Source organism: Aeromonas piscicola, assembly GCF_000820005.1.
GTDB lineage: Bacteria > Pseudomonadota > Gammaproteobacteria > Enterobacterales > Aeromonadaceae > Aeromonas > Aeromonas piscicola.
The window spans coordinates 1-19,678 of record NZ_CDBL01000016.1; the positions used below are offsets into that span (position 1 = coordinate 1).

The 19,678-nt window shown below is 50.8% G+C and carries 18 protein-coding genes and 1 other annotated feature; of the genes, 9 read left to right on the forward strand and 9 right to left on the reverse strand.

Features of this window, described 5'->3' with window-relative positions; all coding sequences use genetic code 11:
* Nucleotides 1–164 precede the first annotated feature (164 nt).
* The 4 genes from BN1128_RS03210 (at nt 165) to BN1128_RS03225 (ending at nt 5,210) form a co-directional block, all read left to right on the forward strand.
* On the forward strand, nt 165–752 hold the full coding sequence (locus BN1128_RS03210; protein ID WP_042866272.1) for a hypothetical protein: 588 nt from the start codon (nt 165–167) through the stop codon (nt 750–752).
* Complete coding sequence (locus BN1128_RS03215; RefSeq protein WP_042866275.1) at nt 749–1,279, forward strand: hypothetical protein; 531 nt, start codon at nt 749–751, stop codon at nt 1,277–1,279. Before BN1128_RS03210 ends, BN1128_RS03215 begins: the two co-directional genes overlap by 4 nt.
* Nucleotides 1,276–1,662, forward strand: coding sequence for a DUF6950 family protein (locus BN1128_RS26545; protein WP_042866276.1), 387 nt, complete (start codon nt 1,276–1,278; stop codon nt 1,660–1,662). Before BN1128_RS03215 ends, BN1128_RS26545 begins: the two co-directional genes overlap by 4 nt.
* A 62-nt stretch (nt 1,663–1,724) precedes the next feature.
* Entirely contained in the window at nt 1,725–5,210 is a 3,486-nt protein-coding gene (locus BN1128_RS03225) for a phage tail tip fiber protein (protein WP_082030347.1), read from the forward strand.
* 82 nt (nt 5,211–5,292) lie between these two features.
* Here BN1128_RS03225 and BN1128_RS03230 read toward each other — a convergent pair whose 3' ends face one another.
* Both BN1128_RS03230 and BN1128_RS03240 read right to left on the reverse strand, forming a co-directional pair.
* On the reverse strand, nt 5,293–6,057 hold the full coding sequence (locus tag BN1128_RS03230) for a hypothetical protein (protein ID WP_156140093.1): 765 nt from the start codon (nt 6,055–6,057) through the stop codon (nt 5,293–5,295).
* Nucleotides 6,058–6,304: 247 nt separating this feature from the next.
* Nucleotides 6,305–7,414 (reverse strand): DUF3289 family protein, encoded by a 1,110-nt coding sequence (locus BN1128_RS03240; protein ID WP_042866281.1) that lies wholly within the window; start codon nt 7,412–7,414, stop codon nt 6,305–6,307.
* Between the two features lie 269 nt (nt 7,415–7,683).
* Here BN1128_RS03240 and BN1128_RS24410 point away from each other — a divergent pair, with 269 nt between their 5' ends.
* The 4 genes from BN1128_RS24410 (at nt 7,684) to BN1128_RS03250 (ending at nt 10,709) form a co-directional block, all read left to right on the forward strand.
* Nucleotides 7,684–7,929, forward strand: a complete 246-nt coding sequence (locus BN1128_RS24410; protein WP_082030348.1) for a hypothetical protein — start codon at nt 7,684–7,686, stop codon at nt 7,927–7,929.
* Between the two features lie 29 nt (nt 7,930–7,958).
* On the forward strand, nt 7,959–9,056 hold the full coding sequence (locus BN1128_RS03245; RefSeq protein ID WP_042866306.1) for a ComEC/Rec2 family competence protein: 1,098 nt from the start codon (nt 7,959–7,961) through the stop codon (nt 9,054–9,056).
* 2 nt (nt 9,057–9,058) lie between these two features.
* The gene (locus BN1128_RS25175) at nt 9,059–9,715 is read left to right on the forward strand and encodes a hypothetical protein (protein ID WP_156140094.1); all 657 of its coding nucleotides are present in this window, start codon (nt 9,059–9,061) and stop codon (nt 9,713–9,715) included.
* Between the two features lie 235 nt (nt 9,716–9,950).
* Nucleotides 9,951–10,709 (forward strand): substrate-binding periplasmic protein, encoded by a 759-nt coding sequence (locus tag BN1128_RS03250; protein WP_042866283.1) that lies wholly within the window; start codon nt 9,951–9,953, stop codon nt 10,707–10,709.
* Nucleotides 10,710–10,765: 56 nt separating this feature from the next.
* Here the strand turns inward: BN1128_RS03250 and rnd are convergent, their stop codons facing one another.
* The 7 genes from rnd to BN1128_RS03285 form a co-directional block, all read right to left on the reverse strand.
* Entirely contained in the window at nt 10,766–11,878 is a 1,113-nt protein-coding gene (gene rnd, locus BN1128_RS03255) for a ribonuclease D (RefSeq protein ID WP_042866307.1), read from the reverse strand.
* 81 nt (nt 11,879–11,959) lie between these two features.
* A complete protein-coding gene (gene fadD / locus BN1128_RS03260) occupies nt 11,960–13,636 on the reverse strand; it encodes a long-chain-fatty-acid--CoA ligase FadD (RefSeq protein WP_156140095.1) in 1,677 nt (558 codons plus the stop codon).
* Nucleotides 13,637–13,834: 198 nt separating this feature from the next.
* Nucleotides 13,835–14,686: an alpha/beta fold hydrolase gene (locus BN1128_RS03265; RefSeq protein WP_042866286.1), complete on the reverse strand. Its 852-nt coding sequence runs from the start codon at nt 14,684–14,686 to the stop codon at nt 13,835–13,837.
* Nucleotides 14,687–14,694: 8 nt separating this feature from the next.
* Nucleotides 14,695–15,210, reverse strand: a complete 516-nt coding sequence (locus BN1128_RS03270; RefSeq protein ID WP_042866288.1) for a Slp family lipoprotein — start codon at nt 15,208–15,210, stop codon at nt 14,695–14,697.
* 106 nt (nt 15,211–15,316) lie between these two features.
* Nucleotides 15,317–16,015 carry a tRNA (adenosine(37)-N6)-threonylcarbamoyltransferase complex dimerization subunit type 1 TsaB gene (gene tsaB / locus BN1128_RS03275; RefSeq protein ID WP_042866289.1) on the reverse strand — a complete coding sequence of 233 codons (699 nt, stop codon included), beginning with the start codon at nt 16,013–16,015 and terminating at the stop codon, nt 15,317–15,319.
* Nucleotides 16,016–16,210: 195 nt separating this feature from the next.
* Nucleotides 16,211–18,121 (reverse strand): DNA repair helicase YoaA, encoded by a 1,911-nt coding sequence (locus BN1128_RS03280; protein ID WP_042866290.1) that lies wholly within the window; start codon nt 18,119–18,121, stop codon nt 16,211–16,213.
* Between the two features lie 67 nt (nt 18,122–18,188).
* A complete protein-coding gene (locus BN1128_RS03285; protein WP_042866291.1) occupies nt 18,189–18,434 on the reverse strand; it encodes a hypothetical protein in 246 nt (81 codons plus the stop codon).
* A 189-nt stretch (nt 18,435–18,623) separates the two neighbouring features.
* Nucleotides 18,624–18,752: a sequence feature (His leader region), on the forward strand.
* Nucleotides 18,753–18,777: 25 nt separating this feature from the next.
* Here BN1128_RS03285 and hisG point away from each other — a divergent pair.
* Entirely contained in the window at nt 18,778–19,674 is an 897-nt protein-coding gene (gene hisG / locus BN1128_RS03290; RefSeq protein ID WP_042866292.1) for an ATP phosphoribosyltransferase, read from the forward strand.
* The last annotated feature ends 4 nt before the right edge of the window (nt 19,675–19,678 follow it).

Below are 19,678 nucleotides of genomic sequence, written 5' to 3' on the forward strand. Positions count from 1 at the left end.
ATCGAGCTTGAAGAAAAACTAACCAATATGAAAGAAGAACTGGAAGCGATTCCATTCTAACTAATTTTCCTGTGGTGGGAAAACTGGGCAGCCTTCGGGTTGCCCTTTTTTATTTCTGATTCCCCCTAAATACCTCTAGATACCATTTACTAGAGGATTTATTAATGGACTACAAAGTTTTAAGTGTCGATGATTTCAACATAGGCGAGTTAGAGATAACAAATCTCGCACCTACCCTTATCAGTGAGACAGTATCGTATAAAACCGTTGCCATGAGCCGTGGCATCCACCGATTAGAGGTGAGCGGTTCTATCATGCTTGAGAATCAGGATCAGGTCAGGAAGTGGCAAGCATTCATCTTGGGTGTACTAGGTCGCGCAATGCCCTGGAAGCTCGATACAGGAGCGGATAGTAGCTGGCATAACCCTTTCTATCTACCCGTTCGTGGAGTGACCTTATCGACTTCTGGGGGCATTGGGAACACAAAACTTACCGTTAGCCAGGTGAACCAAATGCGCTTAGGTGCTCTTGTTCAGTTTGGTGATAATTTAAAAATACATGTTATTACAGACATTCAACAACAAAATAGCCAGATAACTATCTTCCCTCCCCTGCCCTATGCAATGCCACAAGGCACACCATTGAAATTCGATGTTAAACCCTTACTTAGGTTTGATGAGGATAATTTCAAGGTAATCTACGGGAGTAGAGGTAATGAGGTTAATTTTAAAGCAAGTGAGGCAATTCTATGAAAACCATTTGTACACTATTTCATCTGGACCTAACTGATGTTCCAGGTGTGAATACCGTAGTCGCATTAACCGATGCGGGGATGGACGTTACCTATAACAACATCACATATCGTTCATTTGGTAGCCTTTTGGCTATCGACAAAGTGACTGAAGAAAATTCAATGAACAACAAGGGGGTCAAGGTAACATTGAGCGGCTTAGATATGAACACTGTCGAGCTGGTCAACAGTTCATTCTTCGTTAAGAAGCCAGTGACGATATACAAGGCGATAACTAAAGATGAGACGAACATCGTTGAATCAGCAAGTATCTATTATCGGGGGATAACCGATGTTCCCGAGATGAACGTAGATTACAAGAAGAACTCGGTTACTCTTCAAGTTGTTTGCAAATCTGTATTCGATTTGAGCGCAACCCCTTCACTTTCGCGAGCCCTCAATAGCACACATCAATTATGGCATAACGGAGATCGTTGGTTCGAATTCGCGAACCAACAAAATCTTGAAGATGAAATCTGGATCCGATGAAGACTATAAACGCAATAAACAAATATATGGGGCAGACTCTCGATTTAGGGCATCTGGATTGCCTCACAATGCTCTTTGAGGTATTGGGCAGGGCTGACCTATTGGAGAGTACCAAAGGACGCTATACAACGATTCTCGGAGCTCTACGGTCACTACCAAAAGTAACTGGCATTAAGTCGATTCGTGAACTCTTGGGTGATTGTGAAGTAATTGAGAATGGTTACTTTGTTCAAGACGGCGATCTAGTCATTTCAGAAGGACGACATTGCTATATCTACTTCAGCGGAAGCCTATTTGGCGTATGGGATGCAGATACCTTTGGATTCCGACCTATAGAACTACCCTTACAAATCGAAAATTCTACTATCTACAGGCTCCCTTAAAACGGAGCCTTTTTCATATCTCTAAATACCTCTAGATATTAACTAACTAGAGGATTTTAAATATGGCAATTTCAGCTACCGCAATGGCCGTAATTACCGCAATTTCTGCCGCAGCGGCTGTGGCTTCAATGGCAATTGCATTGTCAGCTCGTGGTAAAGGTGCTGGGGACTTCCAAGATCACGGACTTGCAATCTCAAGACGCGGACAAGATAACCCTTCCATTGTTCCATTTGGGAATTGTATTGTTCCAGCCGCAAGGGTCTGGACGAATGTAAACAACAATAATCAAAAATGGATGGTTCAGAATTTCAGTTTGGGTCATGGACCGTTTGCGAAAATCGAACAAGTCTATGTAGATGAACAGCCATTATTCAACGTAGAGGATACTGATAAATCTGAACAGTGGTTCAACAACGTTCATTTCAAACCCGGCTTCGAAAACGTTCAACTTGGCGTTCGAGCTGGATTGCCTCACAATACTACATGGCAGAAGATCATAGATAACGGGGATGGTCAGTGGACAAAGGACCACCGTGGAGATGGGATCGGGACTCTGAGCTTCTTGATTGAAAGACCGGACATGAAAGGTAAGTCAGACAATCCATACAGGATCATGTCTAATAATTTCAATGTAACAGCCCTTGTTCAAGGTGTTGCTGTAGTCGATCCACGGGTTTCCCTGGAAGGATGGAATGACAAATCTAAGCGTGTATGGGGTAGCTCTTATAACAACCCTGCTTGCTGCCTGTTAACCTATCTCGCCGATAATGAGTGGGGCTTTGGCGCTCGTATGGATATGGTTGATCTATCTTCATTCGTATTACTTGCGAATTGGTGTGACCAGAACAAAATCACCTTAGACGGATATGTAGATCAAGGTCAGACATACGGAAAGATTCTAGATGCTTTCACTTCTGCATTTGGAGGCTCTATCTTCCTTCAGAACGGGATGATTACCGCTAAACCTGACACTATCAGCCCTGTCATGTTCAACGTAAACGAAGAAGACATTGTTGATAGCATCACGGTCTCCAACAATGCTGCTGAATATTACAATACAATAAAGGTAGATTTCCAGAATAGCGAATCCAGATACTGCAAAGACACTTTCGTTTTACCAGCCGATGCAAAAGAAGATCCGACAATCCAAGCTGATGGTCGTATTTTTGAAGACACCATTGATTGTCCAATGAGTACGAACTCAGAATATATTCGGATGTTTGCAAATCGCGAACTAAAACGAGCTAAGTTGTGCCGAAAGTCGATTAACCTAAGTTTGACCAATACTCAATTTGATTTGAAAATGGGTAGAGTCTTCACGGTAACACATGCTCTTTATAAGCTTGATACAAAAACCAAGTGGCGAATAACCAAACTCGAATCAAGTCTTGATAAAAGTGTGTTAGTGACTAAGGTCAGTGCTGAAGAGTATAGCGATCTTGTATATGATACGACTGCATATGATGACGGGATCATCTCCGGTAATCTCCCTCGACCAGACTTTACTATTCTACCAGTAACCAACTTGAAGTTCGTTCAAAATGATACGCTCGCTGTTGGTAGCGGTGTTCTTAGTTGGCAAGGTCAATACTATGGCGACCGTAGATTTATTGTTCAGTATAAACTCAGTTCTGAAACAGCCTGGACCCAATATGGTGAATACCCGTTTGAATCTATAATGATTCAAGGTCTCCAAACTAAGAAATACGACTTTCGGGTTCAGACTATATGTTCGATTGGTGGAAGTGCCTGGACAGTTATAACTGATCAACAAGTTAATCGAACTGTTAACCTCCCTGCGGTGAAGAATCTTAAATCTGATTTCACTGGTGCTGATTGCATCATCACCTTTGACCCTGTATCAGGTGCGATATCTAACAACTCTGTTGTGGGTGATGGGATCACAGACCTTAGCCAGCTAGTTGCTTATTACAAGGTAGATGTACAGCACAACACAGGCTCTACAAAGACGTATACGACATCCAACGGTAGATTCGTCTATAGCTATGATGAGAACGGAAAGAATGGCTTAGATCGCCGCCTGAACGTCACAGTGACCCCAATCTCGATATATGGTGATGTTGGTGGAGTTGCTAAGACATCTGCTTACAATAGTCCGATGGATCAAGCCGGTGGAGTAAGTATTCTTAGTGAATTGCTTACGTTTACAGTATCTTGGACTAACCGTAGTTCACAGGTTTCTGATTACTCTCATACCAATATTTATATCAAACCAACTATGGCGGAAGACCTTAATCCTGTGACTCATTACATAGGTCAAAGTTCAAACGGTAGCTTTACCAAGAACATTGATAAGGATGAAGGTTGGGTAGTTGTCGAAGATGTAGATCTGTATGGTGGTGCGATTCCTGTAATTGGTTCTGCTCCTATCTACTTCAAGACAAGCAATATTGACGAAATGCTTGGGGAGAGTCAGTGGCAAGAAGACCAGAATGCTAAATTTGCAAAACTCCATACTCTTGCTGTCGATAGCAACGGTAATACAGAAGGTATGCAAATCGGCGTCAATGGTGAACCGGGTTCTAGCCAGACAAGTTATGTGAGCTTCAAAGTAGATAGTTTCCAGATTGAGCAAGGTACTGGTGGTAGTAAATCACCTGTGTTTGCTGTGATAGATGGCAAGACAATCATGAAGAATGCTTATATAGAAGATTTGACCGCAAGTAATATTCGCGGATCAAGTATAACGGGTAATGAGATCAATTCGAATAGTATCATTCGCGCTGGCTCTGGTAATACTTCAGCAACCTTGGATGGTTCTAATCCAACATGGCGCATATATTCTGGTCATGCTACTCCCGACTATGCCCCGTTCCGAGTCGCTAGTACTGGCGAAGTATGGATGGACAAAGCAGTGGTGAGAGGTGCTGTATATGCTGATTCAGGTTCCTTTACTGGGAATTTAATCGCAAAAGGTGGTCGAGTTGACGAAGCTTTGTTTTGTGGCTCTAACAACACAGCTTATATTTCTGGTCATCCAGACCATAATTTTTTGCAGGGCCCAGGTTCTAAATTTACCGTAGACCGATCAGGAAATATGATATGTCAACATGCCGTCATCCACTCAGGAGAATTTTTCGGTCGCGTCTCTGTTGAACAGTTGGTTGGCGATGTATACCGGAAATCATACTACTATCAACGTGTTATAGAGCCTCAGATTATTTCTGGTGGCAGCGGCGAACGAGAGTTCTTTAGAGCTAACATTGGTGTACAACCTTTTAATCAACGTTTGGTTCTGAGTAATATTAACGCCCCAGTGAGGATGTATGATAACCCCGGAACCGCAGATTTCTATTATCAAATAGAGGGGCAAGGTCCGATATGGTACAGCAAGATTGATGGTCCTTCAGGGGCTCGTATACCGGACTTGGTAAATTTCTCCGTTCAGATGCCACCGAATGCAACTTGGATCCGTTTCTTTTGTGTTCCACATAACAAGATAACTTGGGAACGGGCACAAGCAATAGGGGGAGTTATTGAAACCATGAAGTTCGAGCAAGTAGGAATGAGTGTAACGACTGGCTAATTTGTTGTAGTATCAGCTCTGGGTGGGATAACACAACGAAACCCAAGTGAACATAAGGGCCCCTAGTGGGCCCTTTTACCATTCAAACGTTGGTGGTTGGTTCAGCCAATTTTAAATGGAAAGCATTGTTTATGCTTCTTGTGGGAACTTTGATTGCAATCCCTTCTAGTGATCCTAAATGCATGGTCTTATGTTCAGCAGGTTCAGGGAATTGAATCACAAACCTATATTCACTTTGATATTCGTAGTCTGTCCTCTTCCTGAACAGTGTTTCTATTTCATTAAAATCACCATGGAACGTCTCAGGATCAAAGTATCGAACAATGTCGTGAGCACATCTATATCCATGATTAACTAATGTTTCTTTGACTTTATTAGTAAAGTCTTTAACTTTAAAAATAATAACTGCAAATTCTCCTAAAGAAAGGACACTATCATCAAGCGTTTTAGCTTCCCTAAGCATTGCATTTATTTTTTCAACAACTAGAACCTTTTCTTCCTCTGTCTCATAAGACTCATTGTATTCAGGCTTTTTTACTGCATACATACAATATAAATTGAAATTGTTATATACCGCTGGTTGCATTACTACTGGTCCAGCTAAGTTTGCTCCTGATAATTCAATTGATTTATTTACACCATTATCATCAACATAACTAAGATTCATAGTTATCTGATCTGATTGATACCAACTAGACGCAGCTTCAAATCTATCCCCTCTTACATCATCATTAATACCTTTAAATGAACCTAGTGTTCTGCAATACATTTCACCATTATTAATGAATGCATCGGCATACTCTTCTTTATCGAATATTTTTATTAAAACAATTATTTCTGAACTCATTTCAATCGAACCTACATATAGAATTTTAATAATGGAACATAGAAACAGATAAACCCTACAAAGTTCAACCAGAACAGAACCATTCTCTTGTAATACCAGAACACCCCGCCAGCTAAAACAGCAAAGAACCAGAGCACTCTAGGCATAAGAACCACATACAGTGCAGCCCAATCACTTAGATCCGGCATCATAAACAAGATCGGCATCATGACGTAGTTGATTGCCAGTACAATAAACAGTAATCCTATCATTTAATCTCACCACTGAATGGATAGTCCATTTCCATGACTGTAACAAAGGGTTTGAAGGCAAAACGTTTGTAATGTTGGAGGATGAACCAAGCACGAAATCCCGGCAATAACCCATACGGTTTGATATGGCCTGTTGTTGGATCTGGTCCAATGTCTGGGGCATCTAATCCGAAATGGTCAAACAGAGTAATTCGAATCGTCCCCTTGAAGAAGTTACCGAACTTATTGTACTTAGTGATCTCGGCCTTCCCTGCCCACACATCATTGATAGCGATAGTTGTCCCTCCGATAATGTCAGCTCCAGAACTAAAATTAGGCAGTCTAAAACCTTGCTGTCTGGCCTTGTATCCATTCATCAGCATGGATAGATCCAACTTGTTGATCTCACCCTTAAGTTGTGTGTTCTGTGCAACGACTTCATCAATGATGGTCTTTGAAAAGGCTTGTGTTTTGGGATGGATCCGAACTGCTTTAGTTAGTGTCGGATTGCGATAATCAGCTCCGGTACTCTTCTCGAAGTGCTGGATCATCGCCAAGGTGTTCATCTTCAAATCGCCACTTGAGAAGTACCCAACGGCCATTTGTCTGAACGTCTCAAACAGTGGCTTGGGGCTCATTGTCTCAAGGTCTTTGATATTCAGATCATCACCAAGCTTGCCCAGGAAGAACGGCATAGATTTGATCTGTTGTGCAGTCATAGTTCCAAACTGCATATCATCGGCCTTGCTGCCGTCTAGCTTCTTCTCTCGTTCGCGCGGACTCTTGTATATCAGTACAGGTACACGATATGTAGTAGCTGACTTGGTATCAGTCTTGGGCTGTAAGGTAGGGGATGGGCGCTCTACTGGTGGACGCTCTTTTTCCGCAGACCCAAACCACATAGTCGGCTTGGCTTTGGCATAAGCCGCTTTGATAGCCTGCTCAAACTTGGGCGTCCCACTCACTGAGATCTGATCGCCTTGGATAGTACAGCACGCAAACACATCAGATTGCATCCCCAGCACGACCTTAGACCCATCCTCAAGACTTCCTGCTATCGGGCCTAGAATGCGTTTGAACTCGTCTTTGGTTAGCTGGTTGATGTCTCTGAGGTCTGGTTTCTGCATTGGTATACGTTCGATTACTGGGTTAAAAGGCGCACTTTATCATCAATGCACCAATCGAGACCATAAAGACGTTTTCTGGAAGCGGCAATTTGTGACGCTTTGATAGATAACCAAACTACATTGGGATCATTTGGAGCAAGTTCAAGCGTTGTTGAGATTTTAAACAGAAGGACTTGTAATGGTCTGATTTGCACAATATATTGTATCTAGTCTCACGACTGGCACTACATGTAGTGTTCATTGCAAACCCAACACAAGGTTTATTGATTATGACAAACAAGAAACAAACCTCACCCTCTGTAGCCAGCCAAGCGGCTCAGGTACTGAAAGATCCGAATGCTTCAAAAATCCAGCGATCACTCGCTGGCTCTGCGCTCGCTCAAGCGAACACTGGTAAGCAGCCTAGCGCAGCAATGGAAGCAAAAGCAGGTGCTGCACTACAAAGTGACAAGTACAACGACAAGACTAAAACACTGGCTGGTTCAATTGTTGCTCAGAGCAGCAAAAACCACTAAAAGGTAAACGATTGCTTTGGGGGGCAAAAATGGCTTACGAAGTTGATATTCTTGGTGTCGGTGAAGAGTCCAAGAGCGGGGATGCTATTGCGATTCGTTTTGGCAACCTACAAGGTTCTCGGGATGAACAAACTGTTGTTGTTATAGACGGTGGTTTTACTAAAGATGGCGATTCTTTAGTGAAGCACATTCAAAAATATTATGGAACGAGCGTTGTTGACTTGGTTATATCTACGCACCCAGACCAAGATCACATTAATGGCTTGTTTGCTGTTATCGAGCAGTTAGACATTAAAAATCTCTGGATTCACAAACCATGGGATGAGCCATATGGTCTAGCCGACTTTTTTGAAGATGGTCGAGTTACGGATAATAGTATAGGTGAGCGGCTAAAAGTCAGCTTGGAAGCAGCTTATGAACTTGTAAAGTTGGCTGAGAAAAAAAACATACCAGTGCAGCAACCGTTTACTGGCCTTAGCCTCGGTAACGTAAAGGTTCTGGGTCCTACAGAGGATTATTATAAATCTCTTCTAAAAGATCTTGAGGGTATGCCTAAAGTCAAACAAGCTGAGGACTCATTATTTTTCGAGGCGTTTTCTGGTCTTGAGGGATTTGCGAAAAGAGCAATGGAGTGGATAGTCTCTAAATGGGGTGAAGATAAATTAGACGATAATGACACCACTTCAGCAAAGAACAATACTAGCGTAATTACGCAGATTCTTGTTGATAATAAACGTCTCGTGTTTACTGGGGATGCAGGAATTACAGCTCTTGATGCCGCTGCTGACGAAATTGATGTATGCGTTTCTGGCGCTGAACTGAAATTCATACAAATTCCTCATCATGGTAGTAAACGAAATGTAGGGCCTAGTGTGCTAGATCGTTTACTTGGTGAACCTGTCGCAGAAGGCGAGACCAGGTCCATTACAGCTGTCGCCTCATCAGCTAAGCAAGGGGAGCCGAAGCATGCTCACAAAGCAGTGCTCAATGCCTTCACTCATAGAGGCGCTAAGGTTTTATCTACAAGAGGAAATGGTGTTTGTCATTACTCAGGAACCCTCGCTCGTGAAGGATGGTCATCAAGAGATGCAGAGCCTTATCACTACAATTATGAGGATGAGGCTTAAAAATGGCTAATATAAAACAAAAAAATAAAAAATATGTAGCGGCAGTGATCTCACTACCGCTATTTATCGGGGCTTTGACTCAATTCGGTTTTGACCAAACGAAAGGGATTATGGTCTTAGCATCTGACCTTGGACTTGCATTTGTTGTCATGTGCGCATTGGTCATGATTTCGTCAATCTTGCCTCAAGACATAAAACACAAGCTTGTATTTTTACGATTTAAAAATGAATTGCCTGCCTGTCGTTGCCATAAATTTATACATCACGATATGAGGATTGATATTGATGACATTAAAAGAATATGGCCTAAACTATTAGATAATAACTTAGATGGAAAAATTAGAAATAGTATCTGGTATAAAGAAATATATAGGGAGGTACGTGATTCACCTCAAGTCGAAAGTGCTCATGAAAACTTCTTACTTTATCGAGATAGCACAGCAGGAATATTTATAGCAACAATAGCTGTAATTATATACTATGTACTACCTATGATTGGTGTTGAACTATCCCGAAGCCTTGACTATAAGTGTATATTAATTCATCTAGTTTCGCTTGCCGTTGTAATTATATGTGCTCAAGTTGCAGGAAAACGTATGGTTAACAATGCTATTGTCGAAGCTGTAAATTTGCGTTTGGCTACAGCCAAGGTAAATTAAAAACTTTATTAGTGTGTTATGTTCCGACCTAGCCTCTTTCGAGGCTAGGTCGGAACATTCAGCGATTCTTGGCATTAGCTCCATCAATGTGCGTGTGCTTTTAAGTGTCAGAGTAAGGGATTCCACGCCCACGAACTCTGAGGGATGCACATTCGTGCATCCTCGCTTCCGGGCTGGTCAGCCTGCCGTTTCTATCCAATAATCAACAACAACCACGCTGAACAGGGACAGATCCGTGTACAGAGTCTTGTTGTTATGGTGTCTGTGTTGCACCGCCTGGGCACAGGAGTCACTGGTCGTGGGCTGGTCAAGCTGGCATCCGTTCAGCTTTCGCGATGAACAGCAGCAGTTGCAGGGGCTGGACATCGACTTGCTGGAGGCCATCTTCAGCCGGGCCGGTTTTGACGCCAGTTACAGCGAGATGCCCTGGGCCCGCGTGCTGCGCGAGCTGGAGTTCGGCTCCATACAGTTGGCCATGTCCGCCAGTCAAACCGCCCAGCGCGAACAGTTCGCCCGCTTTTCCATTCCCTATCGCAATGAAGAGACGGTGCTGCTCATCCGGCGCCAGGACACGTCACGCTGGCCGGGGATCGCCCAGCTTTCCGATCTGCTGCCTCGCACCGAATTCACCATAGGCATGCTGCGCGACTTTGACTATGGCGTGGATTTTCGTGCCTTCATGCAATCTCCCCAGCTGAAGGATCGCCTGCTCGTCAGGCTGCGGCTGGATCAGCTGGTGAAATTGCTGCTGGCAGGCCGCATCCAGGGTGTGGTCATGGATCCCATGGGACTGCAGGAGCTGAGCCTCATTGGCATGCCACTCGATGAGCTGACCACACTGCTCACGATCCAGCAGACACCCGTGCATTTGATGCTAAGCCGGCGCACCACCACGCCCCAGCAGTTGCAGCGGCTCGATGAGGCCATCCGGGCGCTGTTGCAGAGCCCTGAATATGGGCAGATCCTCGCACGCTACCGCTACCCGCTGCAGTGAGGCATAGTGAGACAGATAAAAAAATGGGCCCATCGGCCCATTGTTGACTGTGTCGCTTATTGTGCCAGCAGGTGACCCACCAGCTCATGACGCCACCCTTGCAGCAGCATGGGCTTGTCGGCGCGAGCGCGCTCTTCATCGCTCATGCGCCAGCTCCAGGTGAAGTACTGGTGAATGATCTTCTTGCTCGCCACCAGTTCCGGCGGAATGTTGCTGGCCTTGGCCTTCTCTTCCACCATCCCCTTGATGCGCTTGAGCTCGGCCTTGTACTGGGGATAATCCACCAGCCGGCGAATAGGCTCTGGCCAGCCCGCAGGGTCGCTCTGCTGGGCCGTCGCGACTATGTCCAGCATCCGCTTGCCGTGGATCTTGATCTCGATGGGAGCCAGTCCCAGCTCGTTGAGATCGCGCAGCGACGTGGGTTTGCGCTCCGCCACCTTGAACAGGTGCAGCTCCTTGACCACGAAGTTGAGGGCCAGATCCCGCCGTACCGCCTCTTGCTGACGCCAGGCGGCCAGCTCGCGCAGTATGGCCAGTTCACGGCGCCCCAGTTGCCAGGCATTGATTATCTCGAGATAGGCCTGACGGGGATCGCTGCCCTGGGTTTTGCGGGCCGAGTGGTTCTGACACTCCTGCTCGAACCAGGCAAACTTGCCGCTCTCGTGCAGCCGGGCCATTACCTTCTCGTAGAGCGGCATCAGGTAGAACACATCGGCCGCCGCGTATTCAAGCTGACGCTCGGTGAGCGGACGCGCGAGCCAGTCGGTACGGGCCTGATCCTTCTCCAACTCCACCCCGAGGAACTCCTTGACCAGGGCGCCGAAGCCCACCGAGACGCCATGCCCCAGGAAGGCCGTCGCCAGCTGGGTGTCGTGCATCTGATTGGGCAGATGGCCGGCCTCGTGCTGGATCAGCTCCAGATCTTCGCCGGAGGCGTGCAGTATGGCGATCTGCCCTGCCCGGCCAAGCCGTTGCCAGAGGGGAGCGAGATCCAGGGCCAGGGGATCCAGCAGAGCCAGATGCTCGCCATCATAGATCTGGAACAGGCCCAGCTGGGGGTAATAAGTGCGGGTGCGGACGAATTCAGTATCGATGGCCAGGGGAACGTCGGCCAGGGAAGCGAGATACTGTTCCAGTTCGGCTTGCTGTGAAATGAGTTGATAGTGCATCTTTGCCTGCGCGTTGATCAGGGCCAAAAGAAAAAACCGTGGCATGACCCACGGTTTTGCATGACAGCGGCGGATCGCCCGTTATTGCTTGGCAATCTCCTCGTCGCGCAGCACGCGGCGAAGGATCTTGCCCACATTGGTCTTGGGAAGTTCGTCGCGAAATTCTACCAGTTTCGGCACCTTATAGGCAGTCAGATGTGTGCGGCAGTGGGCAATAATCTCGTCCTCCTGCAGTTTTGCATCTTTCTTGACCACGAAGATCTTCACCAGCTCGCCGGAAACCTTGTGCGGCACGCCGACCGCAGCCACTTCCAGCACCTTGGGGTGAAGCGCCACCACGTCCTCGATCTCGTTCGGATAGACGTTGAAACCCGAGACCAGGATCATGTCCTTCTTGCGATCGACGATCTTGAAGAAGCCCTGCTCGTCGCACACTGCGATGTCGCCGGTACAGAGCCAACCATCCTGCATCACCTCGGCAGTGGCCTCTGGACGCTGCCAGTAACCCACCATCACCTGGGGACCGAGCACCTGCATCTCGCCGGGCTTGCCAAATTCGGTGATCACCTGACCGGCGTCATCCACCAGCCGGATGTCGGTGGAGCAGACCGGCAGACCGATGGAGCCGTTGTAATCGAGCAGATCGTAGGGGCAGACGCTCACCAGCGGCGAACACTCGGTCAGCCCATAACCTTCCAGCAGCGGGGTATCGGTCAGCCCCTTCCACTGTTCGGCGACCGCCCGTTGCACCGCCATGCCACCCCCTATGGTCAGCTTCAGCTTGCTGAAATCCATCGACTGGAATTCGCCGTTGTTGACCAGGGCATTGAACAGGGTGTTGACCCCTGTGATGCAGGTAAAGGGGTATTTTCTGATCTCTTTGACAAAGCCCGGGATGTCGCGCGGGTTGCTGATGAGCAGGTTGTAGCCCCCCAGGCGCATGAACAGCAGGCAGTTCACCGTCAGGGCGAAGACGTGGTAGAGCGGCAGTGCCGTGACCACGAATTCCTTGCCCCGCTCCAGCATGGGACCATAGACGCCGAGGCACTGCTCAACGTTGGCAATCATGTTGCGATGGGTCAGCATGGCCCCCTTGGAGAGGCCGGTGGTGCCGCCCGTGTACTGCAGGAAGGCGAGATCGTCGTTGGTGATCTCGGGCTTGATGTACTGCAGGTAACGCCCCTTGGAAAGGGCCTGACGCATGGTGCTGGCGTGGGGCAGGTTGTATTTGGGCACCAGCTTCTTGACGTATTTCACCACGAAGTTGACGAGCGTGCCCTTGGCCAGCCCCAGATTGTCGCCCATGCGGGTCAGGATGACGTGCTTGATCGGGGTGTCGTAAACCACTTTTTCCAGGGTATGGGCAAAATTGGAGACGATGACGATGGCCTTGGCACCCGAGTCTTTGAGCTGATGCTCCAGCTCGCGCGGGGTATAAAGCGGGTTGACGTTCACCACTATCATGCCAGCACGTAGTATGCCAAACACGGCGATGGGGTATTGCAACAGGTTCGGCATCATCACGGCCACCCGATCACCCTGGCTGAGCTTGAGCTCGTTTTGCAGGTAGGCGGAAAAAGCGCGGGACTGCTCTTCCAGTCGGCGGTAGGTGATGGTCTGCCCCATGTTGACGAAGGCAGGCTGATCGGCGAACTCGGTCACCGATGCCTCAAACATGTCGACCAGGGAGCTGTATTGGTCTGGGTTGATCTCGGCGGGGACCCCTTCCGGATAACGCTTCAGCCAGACTTTTTCCACGAACTTCTCCTGCATAACTAGCACCTGTGCGCTCACTGTGTTGCCTCCGGCCCTGTTCACATCCATTTAAATCGGTTGTTTTAAGCTCATGCTCTAATGCCGCACATATTTACATAGGGCAACATCAATTAACAGCAAATTAACAACGGAAAAGTGTGAGGGGGAAGACAAACCTGGAATTATTGAAAGCCGGTGATTCTACCGAATTTGACAAAATTTTTCGATACAAACGGCGGTGTCGACCGAATTTTCCATATGAAAATGATGGTTTCCCGCCAAAACGACCATTTCTATTCGCTCGAATGCGCCATGACGCAACTGCCACTGCGCCAGCAGGCTGGCAAAGCCCTGCTCGCCCCGAATAAACAGCACAGGGCAGCGGATGGCCCGGATCAATGCCTGGGCCTGGTCTTCGCTCATGCGCAGTGGCGACAGATCCCGCAAACGGGGATCGCTGCGCCAATGCCAGCGCCCTGCCCGCTCCACCAGTTGTCGCTCGCAGATAAGCCGCGCCGCGTGCGGGGCAATGTCCGCCACCTTGCAACGGGCTATTACCGCTTCCTCGATGGAGGCAAAACCATTGGAGACCCGCTCACGGGTGCGGCTGCGATTTAAAATCGCCCGCCGCAGCTGGGCCGGCACCTCCTCATCGGGCTGGCTCAAGGGGCCCAACCCCTCCAGCATGATGAGCCGCTCCACCTGCTCGGGAAACACCCCGGCATAGGCAGAGGCGATCAGCGCCCCGAGGGAGTGGCCGAGCAGACTGAAACGCGGCCAGCCTGCCGCCTGAACGATCTGGTAGAGATCGTCCAGCCAATCGACAAAGACATAGGGGGTGGTTTTGTGATCCGAGTGACCATGGCCCGGCAGATCGACGCAGATCAGATGAACATCCTGCAGATGGGGAGCAAGGGGCAGAAAGCTGGCGCCGTTGTCGAGCCAGCCGTGCAAGGCGATCAGCAGCGGCTTGCCCTGCTGCTCGTTGTCAAGCAAGGCCACCCGGCGACCATCGGTCAGGGCGACGATTTTCTCCTGCATGATGACTGTCATGGGCAACCTTAGCGACGCAGCGGCCGTCTCGGCCAGAAGGGATCATAGAAAGGGTCGTAAAAATAGGGATCCATGTAGCGGATCTCCACCTCCTTCACCGGCGGCCACAGCTTGCTGGAGCTGGCATTGAGCACGGAGAAGCGATACTTGTGCTCGCCGATCTGGCTATCCACGGGCTGCGCTATGGTGCCGAGCACCGTCAGGCTGCGCCCCTTGGCGTAAAGTGTCGGGTCGACAAAGCCCTGCATGATGGCCAGAAAGCGGCCCGGGCTCTGCTCGGTCTGCTCCGGCACACCGTTGGATTTGAGCGGCAGATAGACCACCTCGACGACGCTCTGATCCGCCTTGTTGTGTACCGCCGAGATGACCCCGCTCCAGCGCGCAGGCTTGCCTTCCTGGCCCGTCAGGGCTGGCTGATAAGCCACCAGCTGATTTGCCGGCTCATAGGCCAGCTCCTTGGGCACGGAGCTGCACGCGCCGAGCAGCAAGCCCGCCACCCCTATCACAATCGCACGTTTCATCATGTCACTCTCCTTTTTGCCGGATACCGAACCTGTTACCAGACCCTGTCCGGCATGGGGATGCTGGTTTACGGCAGGAGCGACAGGCATGCCACGCCTTTTCCTGCCCTTATTCACGACCCGGCAATTTTTTCCAGGTCACCTTGTCTCGCAAGTATACCGGGGTGGCCTGCTCCACAGGTACTGCCTCCCCCGCTAGCAAGGCGGCACGTGCCAGCGGCAGCATGTCGATGGCCGCCGGGAAGCGCACCTGACTCATGACAACCTCCTCGGCCAGACCACTCAGGATCTCGCCATAGGTCTCAAAACCGGTGCCGACACGGGTCCAGCGACCCGCCAGCGTGCCAGACGCCACCAGCGCCGCCGGATCGCTCACGACCTCCTCACCCACCAGCTGCATGCGGCCCTCCTTCAGCGCGTACTGACCAAAGTAGACCTCCCCCATGCGTGCATCGATGGCGGTCAGCACCCGCTCGGCGCCTTCCAACCGGTGAGCCCCCTGCGCCATGGCAGCCAGCGTGGAGATGCCGATGAGCGGCACACCAACCCCAAACGCCAACCCCTGGGCCACGCTGATCCCAATCCGCACGCCGGTGAAAGAACCCGGACCACGCCCGAACGCGATGGCATCGAGCTCGCTCAAGGCTATCCCGGCATCGTCCAACACAGCCTGAACCATGGGCAAGATTTTACGGGTGTGATCCCGCGGCGCCTCTTCCCAGCGGGAGAACAGCTTGTCGCCCACCAGCAGGGCGGCGGAGCAGGCTTCGGTGGCGGTATCAACGGCCAGGATCTTCAACTCGTTCATGCTTTACAATCTCTATAAAATCAGTCAATTACATAACCGGCAAGCAAGTTGCACTCGCCCGTTGTTCAATTCTGTCATCTATCTGCAAGCGGCTCGCGTAAAAAACCTTGAAGCGGGCTGCTTGGCAGCCGCATCTCTTGAGAAAATAACCTTAACTGCCATCAACAGGTCACTGGATGCCCATCAGCGGCAAACTTATTCGCCGCGATCGAAGAAACTCCCCAGCGTCCCTAGCTCCCGGGTACGGGGAATAGCAGGCAGACTCTTGATAAAGGTGGCGCCGTAGGGTTTGTTGACCATGCGTGGATCACAGATGACCAGTACGCCGTGATCACTGCGATCACGAATGAGCCGCCCCACCCCCTGCTTGAGCGCGATCACCGCCTTGGGAAGCTGCAGCTCGGCGAAGGGATCGCCTCCCTTGAGCTTGCAATCATCGACTCGCGCCTTGAGCAGCGGGTCGTCGGGGCTGGCAAACGGTAGCTTGTCGATGATAACACACGACAACGCGGCCCCCCGCACGTCTATCCCCTCCCAGAAGCTGCTGGTGGCCACCAGCACGGCACGGCCATTCTCCACGAACTCCTTGAGCAGCCGCTGCTTGTTGTCCTCCCCCTGCAGCAGCACTGTGCGGCCAATCTCCCGGCGCAGCACCTCGGCCACCTGACGCATCACCTGATGGCTGGTGCAAAGGAAAAAACAGCCCCCCGGCGTCTTGTTGATAAGAGGGATCATCAGCTGGGCCAGCTGCTCGCCACGGCCAAAGGCATTGGGCTCTGGCAGATAGCGGGGCACACAGAGCCGCGCCTGCTCGGCGTAATCAAACGGGCTGTCGAGGATAAGCTCGGCGCTGCCCGCCAGCCCCAGTTCGGCCACAAAGTGGTCGAAGCGCATGTCCACCGTCAAGGTGGCAGAGGTAAAGATCCAGGCCACCTCGGGGCGCAGCACCTCGGCGCCAAAGCGCTCGGCCACCGACAGCGGGGTGATATTGAGGGAAAAGTGAAGCCGCGAGCAGTCATACCAGTAGGAGAAACCGGTCTGGTTGATGGTCAACACCTCACCAAGGCGAGTGCGCAGCTCGCAGATCCGCTCGAAGGCGTGATCAAGCTGCTCACCGCGTCCCAGCGCGAGTTTCAGCACCTCGTAACAGAGCCCGAGGGCATCATTGAGGCGGGCCAGCGCCTGGGCCCAGAGCGGCTGGCGCAACATGTCGCGGGTATTGCCACGGCCGCCATCCACCCCGAAGGCGAGGCGCAGATCCTGACTGGCGATGGAGAGCCGGTCCGCCGCCTTGCCGAGCTGGGCCATATCGTGCGCCTCAGCCCGATAGGCGAGCTGGATATCCTGCGCCAGATCCTGGATGGTGCGGCTGCCCACCGACTTGCCAAAGTAGTTGGTAGCGATCTCCGCCAACTGGTGCGCCTCGTCGAACACATAAACTTGGGCTTCGGGCACCAGCTCGCCAAATCCCGTGTCTTTCACTGCCATATCGGCGAAGAAGAGGTGATGATTGATCACCACCACCTGGGCATCCATGGCGCGGCGACGGGCCACCACCAGATGGCAGTCGTCGTAATAGGGACAGTCGCGGCCGAGGCAGTTGTCGTTGGTACTGGTGACGTGAGCCAGGATCTCGGCGTTTTCCTGCAACCCCGGAATGTCACCCACATCGCCATTGTCGGTGGCGGTAGACCAGGATTTGACCTTCACCAAATCGTTGAGCACTTCCGGCTTTTGCAGATGGGATTCGCTCAAGAGGCGGTTCATGCGCTCTATGCACAGGTAGTTGCTGCGCCCCTTGAGCAGGGCCACTGGCGGGGTGTAAGAGAGCGCCCCCGTGATGGTGGGCAGATCGCGATAGAAGAGCTGCTCCTGCAGGTTCTTGGAGCCTGTGCTGATCACCACCCGCTTGCCGGACTCCAGCGCAGGGACCAGATAGGCGTAGGTCTTGCCGGTACCGGTCCCCGCCTCCACCAGCAGACGGCCACCACTCTTGATGGCGCTGGAGACGGCCTCGGCCATGGCCAGTTGCGGGGCGCGGGCAACAAAGCCGTCGATATGGCTGGCCAGAGGGCCATCTGGCTTGAACAGGGTCTGGATGGTCAAAAGGGCGTCCCGCAGCAAAAGCAGGCATTATGCCAAAAATGCGGTGAAAGCGGGACTGATAATGCGTTCAGACGAAGAGATCGATCTGATGATCAGGATCCGGTTTGTGATCGTCCTCTTCAGGCTTGGTCTGATCACGCTTGGCGGGGGTGGTATACGCCTGCTGGCGCTGCTGGGAGTCACTGTTGTCAGTGCTGGTCTTGCGCAGCTGGTGCTTCTTGCTGATCTGGTTCACTTCCCGCTTGATCTCTTCGCTGCCGGGCGCAGCGGGAGCCCGGGGCAAAATGGGGAACAACAGGTCCTGGCTGGGCATGATGGCGACTCCTGCAGGGGTTATTGTCTAGTTATCGACCAGAAAACCGTTTTCTCAACTTTAATCGATCAAATCACATTTTCGAGTTGCATTTTCCGTCAAGGAAGGTAGTTTAAATCGGGCGTCAACTACGACATCTTATTTGTAAAGGATTAGTTACATCATGAAGTTCACCCTGCTGAAGACTCATCACCACCATCATCATCCCGACTAGTCTTTCAGGAGGTTGACTGCTGGAAGACACTTAACTGGTGACTTCCAAAAGGACCGCAAGATTCATAAACCCTCGGAAGCACATACTTCCGAGGGTTTTTTCGTTTTTGACTAGAAGGAAATCGAGCAAATGGAAACACAACGTCTGCGTATCGCCATGCAAAAGTCCGGTCGTCTGAGCCAGGACTCCCAAGCCCTGTTCAAGAGCTGCGGCCTCAAGATAAACCTGCGCGAGCAGCGTCTCATCGCCCATGTCGAGAACATGCCCATAGATATCCTGCGGGTGCGTGATGACGACATTCCCGGTCTGGTGATGGAAGGGGTGGTCGACCTTGGCATCATAGGTGAGAACGTGCTGGAAGAGGCACAGCTTATTCGCGCTTCCCAAGGATTGCCTGCACAGGTCAAAACCCTCAAGCAGCTCGATTTCGGCGGCTGCCGTCTCTCGCTGGCGGTGCCGGAAGATGTGACCTACACAGGGCCAGAGAGCCTTGCCGGCAAACGCATTGCCACCTCTTACCCGGGTCTGCTCAAACGCTTCTTCGATGAGAAGGGGCTCAATTTCAAGAGCGTGATGCTGGGCGGCTCGGTGGAAGTGGCTCCCCGTGCGGGCCTGGCCGATGCCATCTGCGATCTGGTCTCCACCGGCGCGACCCTGGAGGCCAACGGCCTGAAAGAGGTGGAGGTGATCTACCGCTCCAAAGCGGTGCTGATACAGGCTCCCAACCCCTTGAATGAGGCCAAGCAGAAGCTGATCGACAAACTGCTGCCCCGCATTCAGGGGATGCAGCAAGCGCGCGAGAGCAAGTACATCATGCTGCACGCCCCCAAAGACAAGCTCGATGCCATCACCGATCTGCTGCCGGGTGCCGAGCGCCCCACCATCATGCAGCTGGCCGGTGACACCAATCAGGTGGCGCTGCACGTCGTCTCCAGCGAGACCCTGTTCTGGGAAACCATGGAGCAGCTCAAGGCCCTCGGCGCTAGCTCCATTCTGGTGCTGCCCATCGAAAAAATGATGGAATAAGGAA

What these genes read in the sequence shown, in the direction of transcription:
- BN1128_RS24410 (WP_082030348.1), top strand. Translation starts at nt 7,684, where the DNA reads ATGACAAACAAGAAACAAACCTCACCCTCTGTAGCCAGCCAAGCGGCT.
- rnd (WP_042866307.1), bottom strand. Translation starts at nt 11,878, where the DNA reads ATGCACTATCAACTCATTTCACAGCAAGCCGAACTGGAACAGTATCTC.
- BN1128_RS03230 (WP_156140093.1), bottom strand. Translation starts at nt 6,057, where the DNA reads ATGAGTTCAGAAATAATTGTTTTAATAAAAATATTCGATAAAGAAGAG.
- BN1128_RS03225 (WP_082030347.1), top strand. Translation starts at nt 1,725, where the DNA reads ATGGCAATTTCAGCTACCGCAATGGCCGTAATTACCGCAATTTCTGCC.
- BN1128_RS03215 (WP_042866275.1), top strand. Translation starts at nt 749, where the DNA reads ATGAAAACCATTTGTACACTATTTCATCTGGACCTAACTGATGTTCCA.
- BN1128_RS03210 (WP_042866272.1), top strand. Translation starts at nt 165, where the DNA reads ATGGACTACAAAGTTTTAAGTGTCGATGATTTCAACATAGGCGAGTTA.
- hisG (WP_042866292.1), top strand. Translation starts at nt 18,778, where the DNA reads ATGGAAACACAACGTCTGCGTATCGCCATGCAAAAGTCCGGTCGTCTG.
- BN1128_RS03245 (WP_042866306.1), top strand. Translation starts at nt 7,959, where the DNA reads ATGGCTTACGAAGTTGATATTCTTGGTGTCGGTGAAGAGTCCAAGAGC.
- BN1128_RS03285 (WP_042866291.1), bottom strand. Translation starts at nt 18,434, where the DNA reads ATGCCCAGCCAGGACCTGTTGTTCCCCATTTTGCCCCGGGCTCCCGCT.
- BN1128_RS03240 (WP_042866281.1), bottom strand. Translation starts at nt 7,414, where the DNA reads ATGCAGAAACCAGACCTCAGAGACATCAACCAGCTAACCAAAGACGAG.
- BN1128_RS26545 (WP_042866276.1), top strand. Translation starts at nt 1,276, where the DNA reads ATGAAGACTATAAACGCAATAAACAAATATATGGGGCAGACTCTCGAT.
- BN1128_RS03265 (WP_042866286.1), bottom strand. Translation starts at nt 14,686, where the DNA reads ATGACAGTCATCATGCAGGAGAAAATCGTCGCCCTGACCGATGGTCGC.
- tsaB (WP_042866289.1), bottom strand. Translation starts at nt 16,015, where the DNA reads ATGAACGAGTTGAAGATCCTGGCCGTTGATACCGCCACCGAAGCCTGC.
- BN1128_RS25175 (WP_156140094.1), top strand. Translation starts at nt 9,059, where the DNA reads ATGGCTAATATAAAACAAAAAAATAAAAAATATGTAGCGGCAGTGATC.
- BN1128_RS03270 (WP_042866288.1), bottom strand. Translation starts at nt 15,210, where the DNA reads ATGATGAAACGTGCGATTGTGATAGGGGTGGCGGGCTTGCTGCTCGGC.